At 53.5% G+C, this 18,339-nt stretch carries 19 protein-coding genes; all 19 read right to left on the bottom strand.

Annotated features, from left to right (window positions below):
* Window positions 1–41 precede the first annotated feature (41 nt).
* Window positions 42–587: a DivIVA domain-containing protein gene (locus tag KNP85_RS01575; protein ID WP_021067053.1), complete on the bottom strand. Its 546-nt coding sequence runs from the start codon at window positions 585–587 to the stop codon at window positions 42–44.
* Window positions 588–605: 18 nt separating this feature from the next.
* Window positions 606–1,376, bottom strand: coding sequence for a YlmH family RNA-binding protein (locus KNP85_RS01580; RefSeq protein WP_021067052.1), 771 nt, complete (start codon window positions 1,374–1,376; stop codon window positions 606–608).
* Entirely contained in the window at window positions 1,377–1,649 is a 273-nt protein-coding gene (locus KNP85_RS01585; RefSeq protein ID WP_021067051.1) for a YggT family protein, read from the bottom strand.
* 4 nt (window positions 1,650–1,653) lie between these two features.
* Window positions 1,654–2,121 carry a cell division protein SepF gene (locus KNP85_RS01590; protein ID WP_029595732.1) on the bottom strand — a complete coding sequence of 156 codons (468 nt, stop codon included), beginning with the start codon at window positions 2,119–2,121 and terminating at the stop codon, window positions 1,654–1,656.
* A 23-nt stretch (window positions 2,122–2,144) separates the two neighbouring features.
* A complete protein-coding gene (locus tag KNP85_RS01595) occupies window positions 2,145–2,798 on the bottom strand; it encodes a YggS family pyridoxal phosphate-dependent enzyme (RefSeq protein ID WP_214800905.1) in 654 nt (217 codons plus the stop codon).
* On the bottom strand, window positions 2,795–3,556 hold the full coding sequence (gene pgeF, locus KNP85_RS01600) for a peptidoglycan editing factor PgeF (protein ID WP_021067048.1): 762 nt from the start codon (window positions 3,554–3,556) through the stop codon (window positions 2,795–2,797). The genes KNP85_RS01595 and pgeF overlap by 4 nt, the downstream gene beginning before the upstream one ends.
* A 54-nt stretch (window positions 3,557–3,610) precedes the next feature.
* The gene (ftsZ, locus tag KNP85_RS01605; protein ID WP_021067047.1) at window positions 3,611–4,756 is read right to left on the bottom strand and encodes a cell division protein FtsZ; all 1,146 of its coding nucleotides are present in this window, start codon (window positions 4,754–4,756) and stop codon (window positions 3,611–3,613) included.
* Between the two features lie 48 nt (window positions 4,757–4,804).
* Window positions 4,805–6,100, bottom strand: coding sequence for a cell division protein FtsA (gene ftsA, locus KNP85_RS01610; protein ID WP_021067046.1), 1,296 nt, complete (start codon window positions 6,098–6,100; stop codon window positions 4,805–4,807).
* Between the two features lie 227 nt (window positions 6,101–6,327).
* Window positions 6,328–7,098, bottom strand: coding sequence for a cell division protein FtsQ/DivIB (locus KNP85_RS01615; protein WP_029595734.1), 771 nt, complete (start codon window positions 7,096–7,098; stop codon window positions 6,328–6,330).
* Between the two features lie 13 nt (window positions 7,099–7,111).
* On the bottom strand, window positions 7,112–8,188 hold the full coding sequence (murG, locus tag KNP85_RS01620) for an undecaprenyldiphospho-muramoylpentapeptide beta-N-acetylglucosaminyltransferase (protein ID WP_214800907.1): 1,077 nt from the start codon (window positions 8,186–8,188) through the stop codon (window positions 7,112–7,114).
* Complete coding sequence (gene murD / locus KNP85_RS01625; RefSeq protein WP_029595736.1) at window positions 8,185–9,522, bottom strand: UDP-N-acetylmuramoyl-L-alanine--D-glutamate ligase; 1,338 nt, start codon at window positions 9,520–9,522, stop codon at window positions 8,185–8,187. Before murD ends, murG begins: the two co-directional genes overlap by 4 nt.
* A 15-nt stretch (window positions 9,523–9,537) precedes the next feature.
* Window positions 9,538–10,497 (bottom strand): phospho-N-acetylmuramoyl-pentapeptide-transferase, encoded by a 960-nt coding sequence (gene mraY / locus KNP85_RS01630; RefSeq protein ID WP_058763324.1) that lies wholly within the window; start codon window positions 10,495–10,497, stop codon window positions 9,538–9,540.
* Window positions 10,498–10,518: 21 nt separating this feature from the next.
* The gene (locus KNP85_RS01635) at window positions 10,519–11,826 is read right to left on the bottom strand and encodes a UDP-N-acetylmuramoyl-tripeptide--D-alanyl-D-alanine ligase (RefSeq protein WP_251136177.1); all 1,308 of its coding nucleotides are present in this window, start codon (window positions 11,824–11,826) and stop codon (window positions 10,519–10,521) included.
* 58 nt (window positions 11,827–11,884) lie between these two features.
* Window positions 11,885–13,993 (bottom strand): penicillin-binding protein, encoded by a 2,109-nt coding sequence (locus tag KNP85_RS01640; protein ID WP_353048897.1) that lies wholly within the window; start codon window positions 13,991–13,993, stop codon window positions 11,885–11,887.
* Window positions 13,994–14,031: 38 nt separating this feature from the next.
* On the bottom strand, window positions 14,032–14,394 hold the full coding sequence (gene ftsL, locus KNP85_RS01645) for a cell division protein FtsL (RefSeq protein ID WP_021067039.1): 363 nt from the start codon (window positions 14,392–14,394) through the stop codon (window positions 14,032–14,034).
* Window positions 14,395–14,417: 23 nt separating this feature from the next.
* Window positions 14,418–15,350: a 16S rRNA (cytosine(1402)-N(4))-methyltransferase RsmH gene (gene rsmH, locus KNP85_RS01650; RefSeq protein ID WP_021067038.1), complete on the bottom strand. Its 933-nt coding sequence runs from the start codon at window positions 15,348–15,350 to the stop codon at window positions 14,418–14,420.
* Between the two features lie 168 nt (window positions 15,351–15,518).
* A complete protein-coding gene (bshC, locus tag KNP85_RS01655; protein WP_353048898.1) occupies window positions 15,519–17,075 on the bottom strand; it encodes a bacillithiol biosynthesis cysteine-adding enzyme BshC in 1,557 nt (518 codons plus the stop codon).
* Between the two features lie 24 nt (window positions 17,076–17,099).
* Window positions 17,100–17,459 (bottom strand): DUF3397 domain-containing protein, encoded by a 360-nt coding sequence (locus KNP85_RS01660; RefSeq protein ID WP_021067036.1) that lies wholly within the window; start codon window positions 17,457–17,459, stop codon window positions 17,100–17,102.
* A complete protein-coding gene (locus tag KNP85_RS01665; RefSeq protein WP_214800910.1) occupies window positions 17,453–18,292 on the bottom strand; it encodes a 2-dehydropantoate 2-reductase in 840 nt (279 codons plus the stop codon). The genes KNP85_RS01660 and KNP85_RS01665 overlap by 7 nt, the downstream gene beginning before the upstream one ends.
* Window positions 18,293–18,339: the final 47 nt, after the last annotated feature.

Here is an 18,339-nt window from a genome sequence, read left to right on the forward strand (position 1 = left end):
GGTATGACTTTATCGACGTGTCCTAATCGACGTATTGTGTATTATCCGTGATGTTTTGTTGGTATGACTTCGTCGTCATTATACGCAAGTTCGGTCGTATCGTCAAGAACCGTCTGGACCGGCGGCTCCCCAACAATCGTGTCCCATTCCGTGCTGTTCAAGAGCTCCATCTGAGCATCGACGAGGACGCGGAACCGGGTCCGGTACAATTCGACTTTCTTGAGCATTTGAATGACTTCACGTTCGGCGAGCTGCTCTTTGCGTGAGGCTTCTTCCTCACGGGCGAGCGCCTCGCGTTCGGCTTGCTTCAAAATGAGACTCGCTTCCTTGGCCGCGTTCGTCTTCACTTCTTCAGCTGCTTCTTGGGCGACGATAATCGATTTGTTCAACGTGTCTTCCATCGAGGAGAAGTAGTCGATACGGGCTTGCATATCGTTGACGAGCTCTTCGTACCTTCTATTCTCACGAATCAATAGTTCAAATTCTTTAATGATTTGATCTAAAAATTCATTGACCTCATCGATATCGTACCCGCGAAAACGAGTCGAGAACTCTTTATTATGAATATCAATCGGTGTCAACGCCATTCGACTTTCCTCCTAAGTTCAACGTATGATGCCATACTGGATTTTTATTTTCTCACGCTTTGTCGAGCCGAGAATCGCCGTCAGTTTGACACGGCCATACCCTCGGATCGAGACCAAATCGTCTGGTTCAAGGATGAAGCTCGGATCATCAATCGGTTTATGATTCACTTTACAGTCTCCATGTTTGACGAGCGCCTGCGCTTTTTGCCGAGATAAACCGAGCACTTCGCTGACGACCGTGTCAAACCGGAGTGATGAGACGATACCGAACTCATCGCTCCATTTGACTTCAGGTACGACGAGCACAGCCTCGGGCGCCACTTCGGAGATGCGAATCCGGGCCTTGCCGACCCGATCGACGTTCATCTCGATGAAACCGGCCGCGTCACGCGTCGTGGCGAACTGGGCGATGCCATCATCGAGGACGACGTCGCCAAACTTCTGCCGCTTCAACCCGGCGTTCAAGAGCGTTCCCGTCACTTGACGGTGCGTCAATTCGACGAACTTGGTCGGATAGTCGATTTGACGAATCGCAATCTCGAAATCGTTCGGGTCGAGCTCGTAATAATCCGGAGCCAGGATGAGACGACGCCGTTCCGCGCCGACAAATCCGCCATCCTCGTAAATCGCGAGCTGCTTTCCGACGAGTTGCCGGACGATTTGTTGCTCGCGTGGATCTAAAAAGTCCGTCACTTTCAACATATAGTTGTCCTCGACTTGTTGAACCCAATCAAGCACTTGCTCGATAAATGCCCGTTCGTTCGGTCGATAATGATCGAAGACGCTCATTTAAATACCGAAAATCGCACGCACTCCAAATTGCGCCATCCGTAGCACAAATAAAGCGACGATTGGGGAGATGTCGAGCATCCCGCCGATTGGTGGGATGATGCGACGAAACGGATTCAAAAACGGTTCGCAAAGATACGACAAGATTTGACCAAACTTTGATTCACGCGCATTTGGGAACCACGATAATAAAATATAGGCAATCAAGACCCAACTATAATATCCAAGTAATGTAACGATCGTGTTGCCTAACGCAGGTATAGCATTTTCCATTCAGTTACCACCCTTTACTATTGAGTTCGTCCTCCGAAATCAAGTTCGAGATCGACCCCGTCAACTCGATGTTGTTCGGAGTACATAGAATCGTGTTATGTCCAATCGACGTCATCGTCCCTTCTAACGCATAGACGACACCTGACAAGAAGTTGACGACTTGACGAGACTGCTCTTTCGACATCCGTTGAAGGTTGACGATGACGGCCCGGTTTTCTTTCAACTGGTCGCTGATATCTTGGGCTTCGGCGAATACACGCGGCTCGGCCAAGACGACTTTTGAACGTTCTTTCTTCTTCGTGTTCAACGCGACGATATTGTTCGATGTTTTCGGACGGTCCTCAGTTTTGACGATTGCCTCCGTCATCGGTTGTGTCTTCGTTTCGGCGACAGCATACTCGTCTCCTTCGAACTGGTTGTTCGGATCTTCCTCGAGTCCAAAGAAGTCCTTCATTTTGTTTTTGATTGACATAACGGATTCCTCCTTAAAATATATTATTGCACAAGTACGGTTCCAATACGAACAAACGATGCGCCTTCTTCAATCGCCAACGTGTAGTCATTCGACATACCCATTGACAGTTCGGTACACGGTGCATGCGGATAAGCATGACGCGCGACGTCATCGCGCAATTGTCTCAAGTTTCGGAACGTCTCCCGAATCACCGTCTCGTCCTCTGTGAACGGGGCCATCGTCATCAAACCGATGATCCGCACGTGAGGATACTGTTTACAGTTCTCGATGAACGGGATGACTTCCTCTTTTTCGAGACCATGTTTTGATGCTTCGCCCGATACGTTCACTTGCACGAAACAATCGATCACGCCTTGGGCGCGTTTATCGATCTCTTCGGCGAGCGAGAGACGATCGAGCGAATGAATCGCTGCCACACGGTCGATAATTTGTCTCACTTTACGTGTCTGCAGGCTGCCGATGAAATGAAACTTGGCATCAGGCGGCAACTGCTCGACTTTTTCAAGCAATCCTTCAGGACGATTTTCGCCGAAGTCGCGGATGCCTTCTGCATAGAGGGCGTTCGCCACGTCGGGACCGACCGATTTCGTGACCGCGATGAGCGTCACCGCTTGATCGGTCCGATGCGCGTTGATCGTCTGTCTGACTTGATTCACATTGTTGGCTATACTCACGATTTCTTCTCCTTGACGAGGACGGCCGCAAAGCGACGCTTGGCGTCTCCGTTCCGATACGAGAAAAAGGTTTGATCAGAAACGGTCGACAAGTTCGATTGGGTGACCTCGATATTTCGTTCCACAGCGAGCGTCTCATTCACTCGTTGCAGGGATAGACGGGCGTGGCCTGCTCGTTCGTCCATGACCGATGACGTATATGCAGCCGGTGAGACCGCTTCGACCGCATCCAGGACGCGGCGGTCGACCTCATAATGCTCGGCTGTGATGGCTGGCCCGACGAACATGTCAATCGCTTCGGCCGGAACACCGAGCGTGGCGAACGCATCCGTCATTGCGGCGACAATGTTCCCGACCGTCCCTTTCCAACCGGCATGCGCCACACCGATGACGCCGTGGTCCTCGGCACAGAAGAACAGCGGGACGCAGTCGGCAAAGACGAGGGCGAGTGGCAACGCGTCGGCCGTCGTGATGAGACCGTCTGTCGCCGGAATCGTTTCGTCATAGCGATATGCGCCTCTGCCGCGGTCGGCGTCGCCGACGACTTCAACGTTCGTCTGATGAACTTGGTCAGCCCAGACCGAATCCGCGAGGGCGAGACCCGCCGCGTCAAAGAAGTACTCCCGATTGGCGACGACCTGTTCTGCGTCATCGCCAACGTGGAGTCCGACGTTGCCTTCATTATGTCCGTCCGTCCGGGTCGTCACATAAGCCTGATAGCGATACGTCTCGGTTTCCCATGTATGTAACAGTCGCATATGATTCTCCTTTTTTAGAAAAAGGGGATGCCGAGAACCGGCACCCCCTGTTGTTTAGTTACGGCGTTGTCTTACGAACGCTGGGATGTTGATCGTCTCGTCTGGGACGTCCCCACCATAGACCGGTCTATGGAAGTTCCCTTCATCTTGTGGCGCAGCTTCTTGCGCTTTCGGTTGAGCCTCACGGTTCACTTCAGCTTCCGGTTGTTTCTTCGGTTGCTGAAGGAACGGGTTCGTCCCTTGCGCTTCTTCTGCGAATTCAGTTGCAATCACGGTAACGATAATCTCGTCGTTCAAGTTTTCGTTGATGACCGAACCGAAAATCAAGTTCACTTCTTCATCAGCGGCACTTTGAACGATTTGGGCAGCTTCCGTGACTTCGTACAAGCTGAGGCTAAGTCCGCCTGTGATGTTCATCAAGACACCTTTCGCGCCTTCGATTGAAGACTCGAGAAGTGGAGATGAGATGGCTTTCTTCGCTGCTTCAACGGCACGGTTCTCGCCAGTGGCGACACCGACACCCATGAGCGCCGAACCTTTTTCAGTCATGATCGTCTTGACGTCAGCGAAGTCAAGGTTGATGAGACCAGGAATGGCGATCAAGTCCGTGATTCCTTGGACACCTTGGCGAAGGACGTTATCCGCTTCGCGGAACGCTTCGATCATCGGCGTGTTGCGCTCGACGATTTCAAGCAACTTGTCGTTTGGAATGACGATGAGTGTATCGACTTTTTCTTTGAACGCTTGAATCCCGTGTTGGGCGTGTTGCATGCGTTTGCGTCCTTCGAACATGAACGGTTTCGTGACGACACCGACCGTAAGCGCTCCGATTTCTTTTGAAATCTCGGCGATGACAGGTGCTGCCCCCGTTCCAGTTCCTCCGCCCATACCTGCTGTGACGAAGACCATATCCGCGCCATCGAGCGCTTCAATCAACTGCTCGCGGCTCTCTTCTGCCGCTTTTTTACCGATATCCGGATTCGCGCCGGCACCGAGGCCACGCGTCAATTTCGCGCCGAGTTGAAGCTTCACGTCCGCTTTCGACATGTTGAGTGCTTGCGCGTCCGTGTTGACGGCGATGAACTCGACACCTTGTACTCCGTGCTCGATCATGCGGTTGACAGCGTTTGAACCGCCGCCCCCGACTCCAATTACTTTAATTTTTGCTACGGCGTCAATCGCCTCATCAAAGTACATCATTTCAGGTATCCCCCTACGTAATTTCCAATTGTTAACACAACGTCAAATTTACACGCCAAATAATTTTTCCATTAATCGACCGAAACCGTTTTTCGTCTCGCGGTCGTCCCGTACCACATCATCGTCGTGGTCTTGGACGTTCCCGGTTTGAGACGTGCCGTCTGGATTTGCGACGGCCACACGGTCATCCGGCTTTTCAAGTCGTGACTTCGAGACGTGGTGATCGCTCATAAGTACGTACTTGAGGACGCCGACCGCGGTCGCGTATTTCGGATGTCTGACGCCAATCGACGATGGCTGATACAGTCTCGTCTTTTGACCCATGACACGAGTCGCTAGTTCTTGGATGCCAGGTAAAGCAGCGGCCCCACCACAGAGGAGATAACCTCCGCTGAGCGTTGGAACGCCTACCTTTTGCACTCTATTCAACACAAGCGTGAACATTTCCTCTATTCTTGCCTCTAAAACGTAACTAATTTCTGATTGCGGTTCGAACGTGACTTCCCCGTTGATGTTCGTGAACGAGAACCCTTCTGAGGCGTCCGCCATCTCTTCGAGGGCAAGTCCGTATTCTTCTTTCGCCACTTTGGCGTCTTGGTATTTACAATTGAGCTTGTACACCAAGTCGCGCGTCATATGATCGCCTCCGACCGGAAGGATATATGAGTAGACGAGGTCGCCTCGATAAAAGACCGAGACGGTCGTTTTTTCATGACCGATATCGACCAAGCCGATACCTAAATCGATTTCATCGACCGAAGCCGCACTCATGCCGAGCGCCAAATTGCCGAGGACGAAACCTTCTAGTTTCAATCCTGCCCGTTCGATGGAACGACGAATGCTATGTAAAATCGTCTTCGAACCGGTCACCATCTTACCGTGCATCTCTAAACGGTAACCGAGCATTCCGCGGGGATCGACGACACCTGTCTGTTGATCGACCGTGAAAGAAGAAGGAATCACATCGATGACGCTCATCTCATCCGGCAAGCGCATAACTTGCGCCGAATTGATGACTTCGATGACGTCTGTGTCCGTAATTTCTTGGTCTTCTCGTTTGACTGATGCAATTCCATGACATGGGGCGATTTGGATATGTTCCCCTTCGATGGCAACGTATACCGACCGAATTTGATCACCGAGCGCCGCTTCGGCATGTTCGACGGCTTGCTTGATGGCTTGAACCGTCTTATCGATGTCGACGACGGCGCCACGTTTTACTCCTGCAGACGGGGCACACCCCTCCGCCAAAATGTTAAGCGTTCCCCCGAGTAATTCACCCACGACGAGCTTAATTTCTGACGTTCCTATATCCAATGCGGCCACATAACCATTCGCTTCCAAAAGGGAAACACCTCCGCGCTTTAATTTCTGTGCTTGAATTCCGTTACATTGTTACAGATATCCAAAAATATTGTTAGGTCCGGCAAGATATCTCACGTCTAAGTTTACAACAAATAAGATAGTGAGAAAAGGTAGAATCCTACAAATTACGCGGTTTTGGGGTGTCAATTCGATTACAATCGATAAAAAAACAGCCCTTATGTGTCTAAGGGCTGTAAAAATTCAGATTATTCTTTCGGTTTTTCGTACGGAACGAAATAATATCCGCCATCCATGACGACGGTTCCCCGCTGTCCTTTTGGAATATTTTCATAGATTTCGCCGTACTTGGATACCGTTTGACTGAGCTTGAACGTCGGCGTCTGAATCGTGTTGCCGTCGTTCATATAAATCTCATATCGTGTCGGTTCGCCTTTCTGTTTCGAGAAGACAATCTCTGACATCCTGGCCCGCATCGCGTCGTCGACTTGCTCGAGTTCAGTCGCGATTTTCTCGAGTTCCGCCGCATCGGTGAATTCACGCAACAACGGACCGTCTTTTAGCTTCTCTGGATCCGTAATCGATCCAGTCGGGTGCAAAGAACCGTCAGCGAGGACGACGACTTCCTCTTCGTCCGTTCGTGAATAGGCGATCATTTTCTCTTCTTCGACGTCAATCGTCACGACGTTATACCAGGAGCGATCGACCGAGACGTCTTTCACGCCAGGCACTTTACGAAGTTCCCGTTCAATCCCGTTCGGCGACACTTGAACGATTTTCGTGGACGTGTCGATATCCGTTTCGGCGAGCACATACGCTTCTGTCAACCAGGACAGGCCGTTTACGTTCACCGCTTTCACGTCAGACACCGATGTCTGCATATATACGACGAGCGCAATCAACACCGCGAACAACAACAGGATCGTCGACAAACGTCGGTTCGCTTTCTTACGACGTTGATCTTTCATATACGGGATTCGGTCTTCCAAACTACGAACGGTATTCTGACGTGTCTCCATGGCTACTCTCCTTTCAAGCGCGGACTTCTTCGACGAGGTCGGCGAGCGACTCCGCGGCGTGCGGGAATCCTAACCGTTTCGAGGCTGCGGCCATCTCATCATGATGGGCCAATACGTGTCGGATCGAGCGAACGAGCGTCTCGCCCGACAAATCCCCTTCTTTAATCAGTTCGGCCGCGCCGCTTTCGACGAGCGCCGAGGCGTTTTTCGTCTGATGGTCGGCCGTCACGTACGGACTCGGAATCAAGATGCTCGGCAAACCGAGCGCCGTCAATTCCGAGATGGTCGAGGCACCGGCCCGCGACACGACGAGACTCGCACACGCGAGCAGTTCAGGCATGTCGTAAACGTATGGCAACACATGGACGTTATCAGCTTTTGGCGCCTTCGCCACGACGTTGTCATAATGGACGTTCCCGGTCACGTAGAGCACGTTCACCGGTTCGCTCGCAAGTTCCGGGATGGCCTCGATGACGGCCCGGTTGATGGCCTCGGCTCCACGGCTGCCGCCGTAAATCAAGACGATTGGACGTTCATCGATACCATATTCGGCCCGGATGGACGTTTCGTTCACCGTTGTCTTCAACACTTCGCTCCCGCGCGGGTTACCGATGACGCGGACGTTCGCATCAGGGAACTGTGATTCCGAACCGGCGAACGACAAGGCGACCCGGTCGGCTTTCTTCGACAAGAACTTGTTCGTCAAGCCTGGGATGCTGTTCTGTTCATGCAGAATCGTCGGGATGCCGAGTTGTTGTGCGGTGAAGACGACCGGACCTGAGACGAATCCGCCCGTGCCGATGACGACGTCCGGACGGAACGTCTTCATCTCTTTACGCAACGTCAGGACGGATTGGACAAACCAATAGGCCGTCTTGACGTTGTCTAGCGACAACGACCGTTTGAGCCCGGCGATTCGAATCGATTTGAACGGCACACCAGCGCGTGGGACGAGATCGGCCTCGAGACCGTTCTCAGTGCCGATGTAGAGCACCTCGAGGTTCGGATGGCGCTGTTTGAGCGTATCAAGGAGAGCGAGTGCCGGGTAGATATGGCCACCCGTTCCTCCACCAGAAATCATGATTTTCATCGATTGGCCTCCTCATATGCATGGACGAGGCGGACAAAATGTTCGCCGCGCTCTTCAAACGTCTTATATTGGTCCCAGCTCGCACAGGCCGGTGACAATAAAATCACGTCGTCTGGGGCTGACTGTTCAAATGCGAGCGGGACGGCTGCGTCGAGCGTATCGACCGCGAACGATGGAATCTGCTCGGCTTCACCGAGTGCTTGGAAACGCCCTGCCGTCTCACCGTACGAGACGATGGCTTTGACGCGTCCGAGCGCCGGAATGAGTGAATCCAATTCGGCTCCACGTTCAAGTCCCCCGCACACCCAAACGATCGGAGCATCGAATCCGCTCAATGCCGCTTCGGCCGCCACGTTGTTCGTCGCTTTCGAGTCGTTATAAACCCGGCGTCCGAGCACTTGGCCAAGACTTTCCGTTCGGTGGGCCACGCCACCGAACGTGCGCAACACACGATCGATATGTTCGGCCGGGATATCGAACGGTTCAACGAGCAACAAGGCTGCCAACACGTTCTCCACGTTATGGGCCCCGCCGAGGGCGAGATCCTCGACCCGGATGACCCGCTTGCCGTGCAACGTAATCCAGCCGTCGGTGACATGCGCATCCCCGCTGTCGTAACCGAACGTCGAAGCATCGAGATCGGCCGGGACGCGTTTCATCACTTCGGTGTCACTGCCCTTGACGACGACACGGTCTGATGCCGTCATGTTCCGGAACAAGTTCCCTTTGGCGTCGGCATACGACTCGAAGTCACCATGATAATCCAAATGCGCCGGTGACAAGTTCAACAGTGCCGCCGCTTGCGGATGGAACTGTTCGACGCCCATCAGTTGGAAGCTCGATAGTTCAATGACGATGATGTCGCCCTGCTTCGCTTTCGATGCGACTTCGATTGCCGGGAAACCGATATTCCCTGCCACATGGACAGGACGACTTCCCCCTTTAAGCAATTCATGAACGAGTGTGGTCGTCGTCGTTTTCCCGTTCGAGCCAGTGATGGCGACGAACGTGGCATCGGTCGCCAAGTAGGCGAGTTCCACTTCTGTATAAATCGGGATGTTCCGCTCAAGCGCTGCTTGAAGGAGCGGGATGTGATACGGGATTCCCGGGTTTTTGACAATCATGTCCGTCGTGTCGAGCAATTCGAGCGGATGGGCACCGAAAACGCCGTTGATGCCGAGCGCTTCAATCTTCATCCGTTCTTCCGTTGACGGTTCGCTCCCGGTATTGAGGGTCACGTCCGCGCCGACATTTCTTAAGTAAGCGGCTGCGGCGATGCCGCTCCGTGCCGCGCCGAGTACGAGGACTCGTTTATCGTTCCACTGTTGTTGCATGTCTTCCACCATCCATTACATGAGTAGTAACGACAAGACTGCCGTGATCAAACTAATTCCACCGAACGTCAAGACGATGCGCCATTCTGACCAACCGACCATTTCGAAATGGTGATGAATCGGGCTCATCTTAAAGATTCGTTTGCCCGTCGTCTTAAACGAGAGCACTTGCAAGATGACGCTAAGCGTCTCGATGACAAAGATAATTCCGACGAAGACGAGCAACAGCTCGAGCTTGAGCATGAGAGCGAGGCCGGCGACCGCACCACCGAGGGCGAGCGATCCCGTGTCACCCATAAAGATTTTCGCCGGGTATTTATTGAAGACGAGGAAGCCGAGCAAGGCGCCGACCGCACTGAAGGCGAACCAAGCGATGCCCGCTTCGTCTTGTCCGAGCGCATAGATGCCGAAGAAGGCGAACGTCGGGATGGCCGAGAACGAGACGAGACCGTCGAGGCCGTCTGTCAAGTTGACCGCGTTCGAGAAGCCGACGAGCCAGAAGATGACGATGGCGACATACAACCAGCCCGTATCAAACGCGATCGAAGTGAACGGGATTTGAATCGTCGTATCGAGCGCCCCACCGAGTGAGAGGAACCAAACGAACAAGACTGAGACGACGATTTGACCAATCAATTTCTGAAGCGACGTCAAACCGAGGTTGCGTTTATTGACGACTTTAATGTAGTCGTCGAGGAAGCCGATCACCCCGAAGGCGAGGGTCACGAACAAGAGCGTGCCAAACCCAGCGACGGCTTCACCGAAGACGACTGAGACAAGGAATCCGATGATGAGGGCGAGCAAGATGACGATTCCGCCCATCGTCGGGGTTCCTGATTTCTTTTGGTGCCAACCTGGACCTTCGTCACGGATTTCTTGGCCAAACTTTAAGTTACGCAGTGCCGGGATGGCCCGCGGCATGACGACCAATACGGTCAATAATGAACTGATTAAGACGATTAAACTGATTAACATGTTCGTACCTCACTACTCTGTTTATTGAACTAGACGCTCGAGCGCCAGTCCTCGCGATGCTTTTAACAATATCACAGTCTGGGGGCGTTGATAACTGCCGAGGAGGACTTTCGCTTCCTCGACCGTCGGCACCATTGTCACGTTCACACGCGGATCAGTGATGCCTGCCGCAATCCATTTTGCTTTCTCTCCGATGAGCACGCAATCGGTGACCGGGGCCGTGATGGCGTGACCGACTTGTTCGTGCTGGGCGATCTCGTCCGTCCCGAGTTCATACATGTCCCCGAGGACAAGGACGCGGCGTGAGAACCCTTCTAGCGTTTTAATCGTCTCGACGGCGGCAACCATCGAGGTAGGGCTCGCGTTATAGGCGTCATTGACCAAGTGGGCATCGCCGAACATCCGTTTCTCCATCCGCATCGACGTCAGCTGGACGCGGTCGAGGCCGCGTTGAATCGTATCATGCCCTAATCCGAACTTGAGACCGCAGGCAATCGCATAGGCGGCGTTACGGATTTGATGGGCCCCAAGCACTTTCAACTCATACAGCTCATTATTGTAGCGGAAAATCGAGGCGTCAAACGTCGCCTCTACGACTTCGAGCTTTCCGTCCGCGGTCGAATCGTATCCGACGCGGTACCCGCCTGCCTCACGGAGGAGCGGCTCGTCGGCATCGACGATTAAGACGCCATCCGGTTTCAACCCGGCTTTAATCTCGAGCTTCGCCTTGGCGATCCCCTCGCGCCCCCCGACTTGTTCGCCATGTGATTCGCCGATATTCGTGACGAAAGCGATGTCCGGTTTGGCGAGCTTCGAAAGCAACTCGATTTGCCCGAACCCGTTCATGCCCATCTCGAGGACAGCGACTTCGGTGTCGCGTGGCATCCGGAGCACGGTGAGCGGCAACCCGACGTCCGAGTTAAAGTTTCCGGCCGTCTTATGTGTCTTGAACGTCTCGCCGAGCACGACGGCAATCATGTCTTTCGTTGACGTCTTCCCGTTTGACCCGGTGATGGCGACGACTTTCGGATTGATTTCCGCCAAATAGCGGGCAGCTGCTTCTTGAAGTGCTGTTAACGGTGAGGCGACCGGGATGGCGATAATCCCTTCCGGCAACGGACGGTCTTGTTCCCAAAACGTCACGATCGCCCCTTGCTTGATGGCAGCCTCGATGTAATCATGGCCATCGACACGCGCCCCAATAATCGGGACGAACAAGCCGTCGACATTGTCGTCTCGCGAGTCGGTCGCGACGTGGCGGACCTCGCGCGAATCATTTATTTCCATCCCAAACCAAGATGCGAGTGTTTGAATCGTCAACTGTTCCATAACCATTTCCTCCTGTGACAAAGGAAAAGAGAGCCGAGGCCCTCTTCATCCCTTTGCGTTAGTTCGACGGTGACGCGAGCTTCACTTTCAGCGTCGCCCCCGTCTTGACGGGCTTGCCTTTCCCAATCGATTGGGACGTGACGAAGCCGGTGCCGTCTATTTCTAAATTCAATTGATAAAGCGTAGCCAACCGCTTCACGTCACGAAGTGACCAGCCCTTGAGCGTCGGCATCGCGAACGACTCCGCCGTCTTTAACAGCAACCGCTCACCGACGACGTACGGTTGGCCTTCGACCGGACTTTGCGCCGTGACCGTCTCACCGTTACCGAGTGCCACCGGTGTGAACGCGGCCGCTTTGGCTTCCTTCACAGCGTCGTCACGACCTTGGTCGACGAACGATGCCGTCGTTTTCGTCGAGGCGTCAATCGATTTCGCTTGCTTGTCTGGCTCGACGCTCCGATAGCGGAGCGCGACGTCCATCACATCTTTGAACAGCGGTGCCATGATGCGTGGTCCCGTCGTTGATGAGTCACCGTTCGGACGGTCGACGGCGATATACATGACGAGTTCCGGGTCGTCTTCCGGCGCCATGCCGACGAACGAATGGATGTATTGTCCACTCAAGTACTTCCCGTTCTCGGCGATTTGCGCCGTTCCGGTCTTACCGACGACGCGATAGTTGTCGAGGGCGTACAATTGCCCCGTCCCGACATCGCTGTTGACGACGCCATCGAGCGCTTCCCGCGTCTGTTTGGCCGCCTCGGCCGTGATCGGTTGTCCGACGATTTTTGGATTCGTCGTCCGAATCGTTTCACCGGTCTCACGGTTGACGACTTTCTTGATGACATGGGGTTGCTTCATCGTCCCATCGGTCGCGATGGCCGACGTCGCTTGTAATATCTGCATCGGCGTGACGGCCGTCGATTGGCCCCATGCCGTGATCAAGACGTTCAACGGGCTCTCGAAATCGAATTGGCTGTTGACCTCACCTGGTAAATCGACGCCCGTGCGTTGATCGAACTTGAAGGCGTTGAAATAATCCTCGTAGCGGCTCAAGCCGAGACGCTCGTTCGCGAGAATCGAGAACGCGACGTTCGACGAGTGCCAGACGCCTTCTACCATAGGAATCGTACCCCATCCGGTAATGTTGTAATCATTGAATACGGTCTTGCCATACTTGTACGATCCCGATTTATACAGTTCATTCGGATTATAAACGCCTTCGTTGATGGCGGCGGCCAACGTGAAGATTTTCATCGTCGATCCCGGCTCGAAGCGGGATGACACCGAGAAGTTGCTATACGAGCTGATTTCGCGTGTGTTCGGGTCGAACGAAGGGCGGTCCGACAAGGCGATGATTTCGCCGGTCTTCGGGTCCATGATAATCGCCGTCGCATTCTTCGGCTTGTATTCTTGATACAGCTCTTCCATTTTCGTATCGAGCAGCTGTTGAATCCGGTGGTCGAGCGTGAGTTGCACGTCGGCCCCGTCTTCTGGGTCGATCTTCAATTGCTCGTCGCTCGAGACGATTTGGCGTCCAGCCAAGTCTTTCTCGAACCGATACAACCCGTACGACTCACTTAAGACGTCGTTGAGTGATTTTTCGATGCCGAGTTCACCGACGAGTTCGATCCGTCCGTTCTGGTCGATTTTCTGGGCGTAGCCGACGACGCTTGAAGCGAACACTTTGTTCGGATAGTAGCGCTTCGGTTCTTCCACGAACGTGACCCCTGGAATCTCGAACGCTTCAATCTCTTCTTTTTGATCGACCGTCAAATCGCGCCCTGGAACACCGAACTCGATTTGACCGCGATCTTTGTTCTGCTCGAGCCGCTTTAAAATGTCGGCCTCGGCCATCGGTATGACGGTCGCGAGCTGCTTCGCAGCCTCGGCGAACTCCTCGGGCATGAGCGTCTTGTCCTCGACCCGCTCGCCGCCGAGTTTCAACACGGCCACGATTCGGTACGAAGGGATATTGATGGCGATCGGTTGTCCGAACCGGTCATAAATCTCGCCCCGCTCCGCTTTTAGCGTACTGACCGCTTTCCAACGCTCTTCCTCGGCGAACGCGAGCATGTTCTCTCCTTTGTACGTCTGGAAGACGGACAAATAGAAGAACCAACCGACAAAAAATAAAAAGAGTGGTGTGAAGCAAACAATCGCCACCCACGCCACTCTTTTTTTACTCTGTTGTAGAGAATTCATCAGTCAATCACCTTGACGTTGTTCTCATTGAATTGCATTCCGAGCTTTTCAGCAATCGCATAGATTCTCTCAGGTGAGCTTAGTTGGGCGATCTCATACTTCAATTCTTCATTCTCTTTGGCAATCGTGTTCGTCTCTTGTGTGATCAGAGCCGTATCGCGCATGATATTGTACGCTTCATTATGTTTCGATACCGTGATGCCACCGAACAGGACAACTGAACCAATCATGGTCGGGTACAGGATGGATTCGAACAAGGTCAACGTACGTCGTTTTGGAGCTGGTATTGGTCGTTCTTGCGGAATCGGATTTCGATTCGGCGTAACTTGAGGCTGCAGAGCCTTGCGAGCAGCTTCTGGCATCAGGTATCCCTCCTACGTACAGTCTATTTTTGTTTTTCTGCGACCCGGAGTTTGGCAGAACGGGCCCGGCGGTTGCCTTCGAGCTCGTCGTCCCCGGCTGTGATCGGCTTGCGCGTGATCAATTTCAGTTCGGGTTCAAACTCTTTCGGGATGACCGGCAATCCGGGTGGTAACGGCGGATGCTGGCTTTTCTCTTTAAATACTTGCTTACAAATTCGATCTTCTAACGAGTGGAACGTGATGACGCAAATGCGTCCATTGATGGCGAGCATGTCGATCGCGTCTTGGACGGCACGGTCGAACACGTTCAACTCATCGTTGACGGCGATGCGAATGGCTTGGAACGTCCGCTTCGCAGGATGACCGCCTTTTCGTCGGGCCGGCGCCGGAATCGCGTCTTTAATCAATTCGACGAGTTCGAACGTCGTCTCGATCGGTTTGACGGCACGGGCCTGCTCAATCTTGCGCGCAATCTGTTTGGAGAATTTTTCTTCCCCGTATGTAAAGAAGATGCGGGCAAGATCTCCGAACGGCCATTCGTTGACGACGTGATACGCGGACAGCTCGCGTGAACGGTCCATCCGCATATCGAGCGGTGCATCGTAATTGTAGCTAAAGCCACGTTCGGCCTCATCGAGCTGCGGCGACGACACGCCAAGGTCGAACAATACCCCATCGACCTGAGTGATTCCCCGCGCCAACAGTTCGTCTTTCAAATGGACGAAGTTGCTTTTAATGAACGTAACCCGGTCCTCATATGGAGCCAGCCGCTCACTCGCGTGCTTGAGCGCGACGTCGTCTTGGTCGAAGGCGTATAGATGGCCTGTCGTCAAACGCTTGACGATTTCTTCGCTGTGACCGGCTCCTCCTAACGTACAATCGACATAAATCCCGTCTGGCTTAATATTTAATCCCTCAATGGACTCCATTTTTAATACCGTTTCATGCTCAAACATACAAAAACCCTCTCAACCTACATTTTTCAACTATTTTATTACGTTTACTTTATCATAAAAATGTCAAGCGCCGCATAGCTTTTTAGCGAAAAGAGGAAACAAAAAGGTAACAAACAAAAAATGGTTCCCACAAATTTCTGGGAACCATCTCTATCGAGCTCATTTCGGTTACAATTTGACCAAACATCGCTCGAAATCAGCTTGTTCATAAGACCGGCGCAAGCGCTCGAACAAATCGAGACCGTGACGGTTCAACAACGGGACCATCGACCAAATCCGCTCTTGCGGAGCGTCCATCGGCAAGAGCCGTGTCGATAGATGAATCCGTCGACTGTTCAAGCGATATTGGTCGCGTTTCGCTTCGGCTCGCATCTCGTCGCCGAGACGTTCGAGCACGTGGCGTGCCTTCGCATCAAACCGGTGCCCGTGCTTGCCTGCCTCGCGTCCGATTGCTTCCGTGAGCGTCCGGTACGCGTACAGGTTTTGGTCGAACGCTTCGTCGTCGAACGTGTGGTCCGGTAACGGGTCCGCCAAATAGTCGACGAGCGTCACGCCTTCTTGGGCGAGCTTCTTCTCATCGTTCGTCGAGACGAGCACGGCCCCGAGCCGCGGAATCAACAGCGGCATCTTCCAATCGAGGACGTGGAACAAAGGCCGAAGTTGAAGCCAATAGGCGATTTCACCGGGGCCCGCAATATAGGCGAGTGTCGGGAACAAGTGGTCCTGCATGAGCGGGCGGGACACGACGTTGTTCGAGAACCGCTCCGGGTGCGTTTCCACTTGTTGGATTAGCTCGGCCTCCGTGAAGCGGTGTCCCCGCTTCGTCGTAAAGAGCCCGTCCTGCTTCGTCAACAGTTCGCGTGTCCCATCGTGATAGAACAAATGAGCCGCTTCGCGATTCAACTCGACGGTCGGCATCCCGTCCTCGAACGAATCGTGCAACGCCGCATGCAAGCGGTCGTGTTCCGTGATCAAGCGTTTGAACGCATCGCGCTCGAGGGCCCGGACTTCCGGTTGGTGCGGGTCGAACAGGATGAAGTCTTTACCGACAAACCGTCGCATCATCTGACCGAAGAATTGGGCGAACGAGTGGCTCGCTTGAATCACATCGACGAGCTCATGATAGAGGATCGTCGTGTAACGCGTCTCCGTCTCAGATAACAAGAGGCGTTGCAACATTTGCACGAGTTCGATTTTAAGGCGATCGAACTCCAATTCCCCGACCGACGCCTTTCCGGCGAGCGGGACGGTCGACAACGCTTCTTTGCGCAGTTGACGCGACAGCGGCTGGCTCACGAAGACGTGGTTGATTTCTGCATAGTCGTGATCCTCCGTCGCCATCCAAAAGATCGGGAGGACCGGTTTGTTCAATTTCGCTTCCGCCTGTTTGGCCTTCTTCAGCACGGTCAACAGTTTATACACCGCGAACAACGGACCGCCGAACACCCCGACTTGTTGTCCAGTCACCATCGTGAACGCCTCACCGGCGGCCAACGCTTCGAGTTTTGATTCGAGCTCGGGAGCAATCGGACCGTGGACTGTTTGTTGGTCTCGCAAAATGTCGACGAGCGCGGGCAAATGCGTGAAGGAACGGTTCATCAGTTCATCCGCCCTCACCTCGAGCTCATCCATCCCTGTATAGTCCAACCATTTCGAATAGCCCGTCTCCACTTGCATCATCGGAGACGACGGGGCGTACATGGCGTCTAGCGACTCTATCCTCACGTATAACGACTTCCTTTCAAACGATTAATACATCATCTCTCGTGCGATGCCGATCGTAAACAAGACGATGTGGGCCGGGACGAGCACTAAAAACAACAAACGCCACCCGTGCACGAACATCTTCGAATAGACGACATCCTCATGGCGAATCCGTTGCCAAATCGCGTTGGCCGGGAAGATGGCGGCACAGACCGCAAGCAACAGCCAGATCAAATCGATCCCGACAATCGCTTCGAGCAGAACCGCACATGCATAAAACCAAAGGATCACGCCGGCGTCACAGGCGAGTTTGAACGTATTAACCGATTTCGGCATAATTTTTCTAAGTATCATATACACCATAAACCAAATGACGAGTGGAAATGAAACGATATACACTAGCACGATACGCTCGCTCCTAAAATTAATTTTTGCATGACCGGAATGACGGTCAATGTGACGCCTCGTTCGTCGGCCCGTTTCAAGAGCGGCGTCAAGATGGCGTCGACCTCGGTCTGGCGCCCCGCCTCGATGTCACGTAGCATCGAAGAACGATTGTGTGCCGTCTTGTCGATAATCGTGTCGATATATGTATACGGGACGTGACGGTCGAACAACATCGTCAGTTCTTCGTAAATCGCCGTCGCGATATCGCGGCAAGGCGGTATGGCGACCGCACCGTTCTCGACACGGCAGAGCGCCGTAATCGGATTGATGATTGCGTTGGCGAATAGTTTCTCGGTGACGACTTGTTCGATATCCGTCTCCCAGACGACATCGAGTGGAGATGCGTTGAACGACATCTCTTCGAGCGAGCCGAGGCTGCCGATGCGGATGCGCCCGAGCCCGGTATGCTGGAGCCGATCGCCATCGCGGCTCACACCATGTTCGACCACACCGAGGTGGAATCCTTTCGTACGTGCATAGTCGAGATGCGCGATTCCGTTCGAACAGATGAATACGGGCACGTCGCCGGACAATCGTTCCGTCGCCGCCTCGACCTGATGCGCTTTCGTCGTCACAAAGAACACGTCCTGCTCCGTCTCAATGATTTTCGTCACCGGACAGAGGCGAACCTGAACCGTTCCCTGCGTGACGCCGGTACGTTCGATCGTCACAGTCGATGCCTCGTCGACACGGCCATAGAGCGTCACCGTATAGTCCGGTTCGAACAGCGAAGCCATCAACATGCCGACGGCGCCGTTCCCGATAATCCCAATTCGTTTAATCGGCTTCATTGGCCATCCCTCCACGTCTAGTCTGCACTGAAAAGTTTACCACAATC

It is taken from the genome of Exiguobacterium sp. s194 (assembly GCF_018618275.1).
GTDB classification, from domain to species: domain Bacteria; phylum Bacillota; class Bacilli; order Exiguobacteriales; family Exiguobacteriaceae; genus Exiguobacterium; species Exiguobacterium chiriqhucha.

What these genes read in the sequence shown, in the direction of transcription:
- KNP85_RS01665 (WP_214800910.1), bottom strand. Translation starts at nt 18,292, where the DNA reads ATGAAGCCGATTAAACGAATTGGGATTATCGGGAACGGCGCCGTCGGC.
- murG (WP_214800907.1), bottom strand. Translation starts at nt 8,188, where the DNA reads ATGAAAATCATGATTTCTGGTGGAGGAACGGGTGGCCATATCTACCCG.
- rsmH (WP_021067038.1), bottom strand. Translation starts at nt 15,350, where the DNA reads ATGTTTGAGCATGAAACGGTATTAAAAATGGAGTCCATTGAGGGATTA.
- ftsL (WP_021067039.1), bottom strand. Translation starts at nt 14,394, where the DNA reads ATGCCAGAAGCTGCTCGCAAGGCTCTGCAGCCTCAAGTTACGCCGAAT.
- KNP85_RS01585 (WP_021067051.1), bottom strand. Translation starts at nt 1,649, where the DNA reads ATGGAAAATGCTATACCTGCGTTAGGCAACACGATCGTTACATTACTT.
- pgeF (WP_021067048.1), bottom strand. Translation starts at nt 3,556, where the DNA reads ATGCGACTGTTACATACATGGGAAACCGAGACGTATCGCTATCAGGCT.
- KNP85_RS01635 (WP_251136177.1), bottom strand. Translation starts at nt 11,826, where the DNA reads ATGGAACAGTTGACGATTCAAACACTCGCATCTTGGTTTGGGATGGAA.
- murD (WP_029595736.1), bottom strand. Translation starts at nt 9,522, where the DNA reads ATGCAACAACAGTGGAACGATAAACGAGTCCTCGTACTCGGCGCGGCA.
- ftsZ (WP_021067047.1), bottom strand. Translation starts at nt 4,756, where the DNA reads ATGATGTACTTTGATGAGGCGATTGACGCCGTAGCAAAAATTAAAGTA.
- mraY (WP_058763324.1), bottom strand. Translation starts at nt 10,497, where the DNA reads ATGTTAATCAGTTTAATCGTCTTAATCAGTTCATTATTGACCGTATTG.
- KNP85_RS01575 (WP_021067053.1), bottom strand. Translation starts at nt 587, where the DNA reads ATGGCGTTGACACCGATTGATATTCATAATAAAGAGTTCTCGACTCGT.
- KNP85_RS01590 (WP_029595732.1), bottom strand. Translation starts at nt 2,121, where the DNA reads ATGTCAATCAAAAACAAAATGAAGGACTTCTTTGGACTCGAGGAAGAT.
- KNP85_RS01580 (WP_021067052.1), bottom strand. Translation starts at nt 1,376, where the DNA reads ATGAGCGTCTTCGATCATTATCGACCGAACGAACGGGCATTTATCGAG.
- KNP85_RS01615 (WP_029595734.1), bottom strand. Translation starts at nt 7,098, where the DNA reads ATGGAGACACGTCAGAATACCGTTCGTAGTTTGGAAGACCGAATCCCG.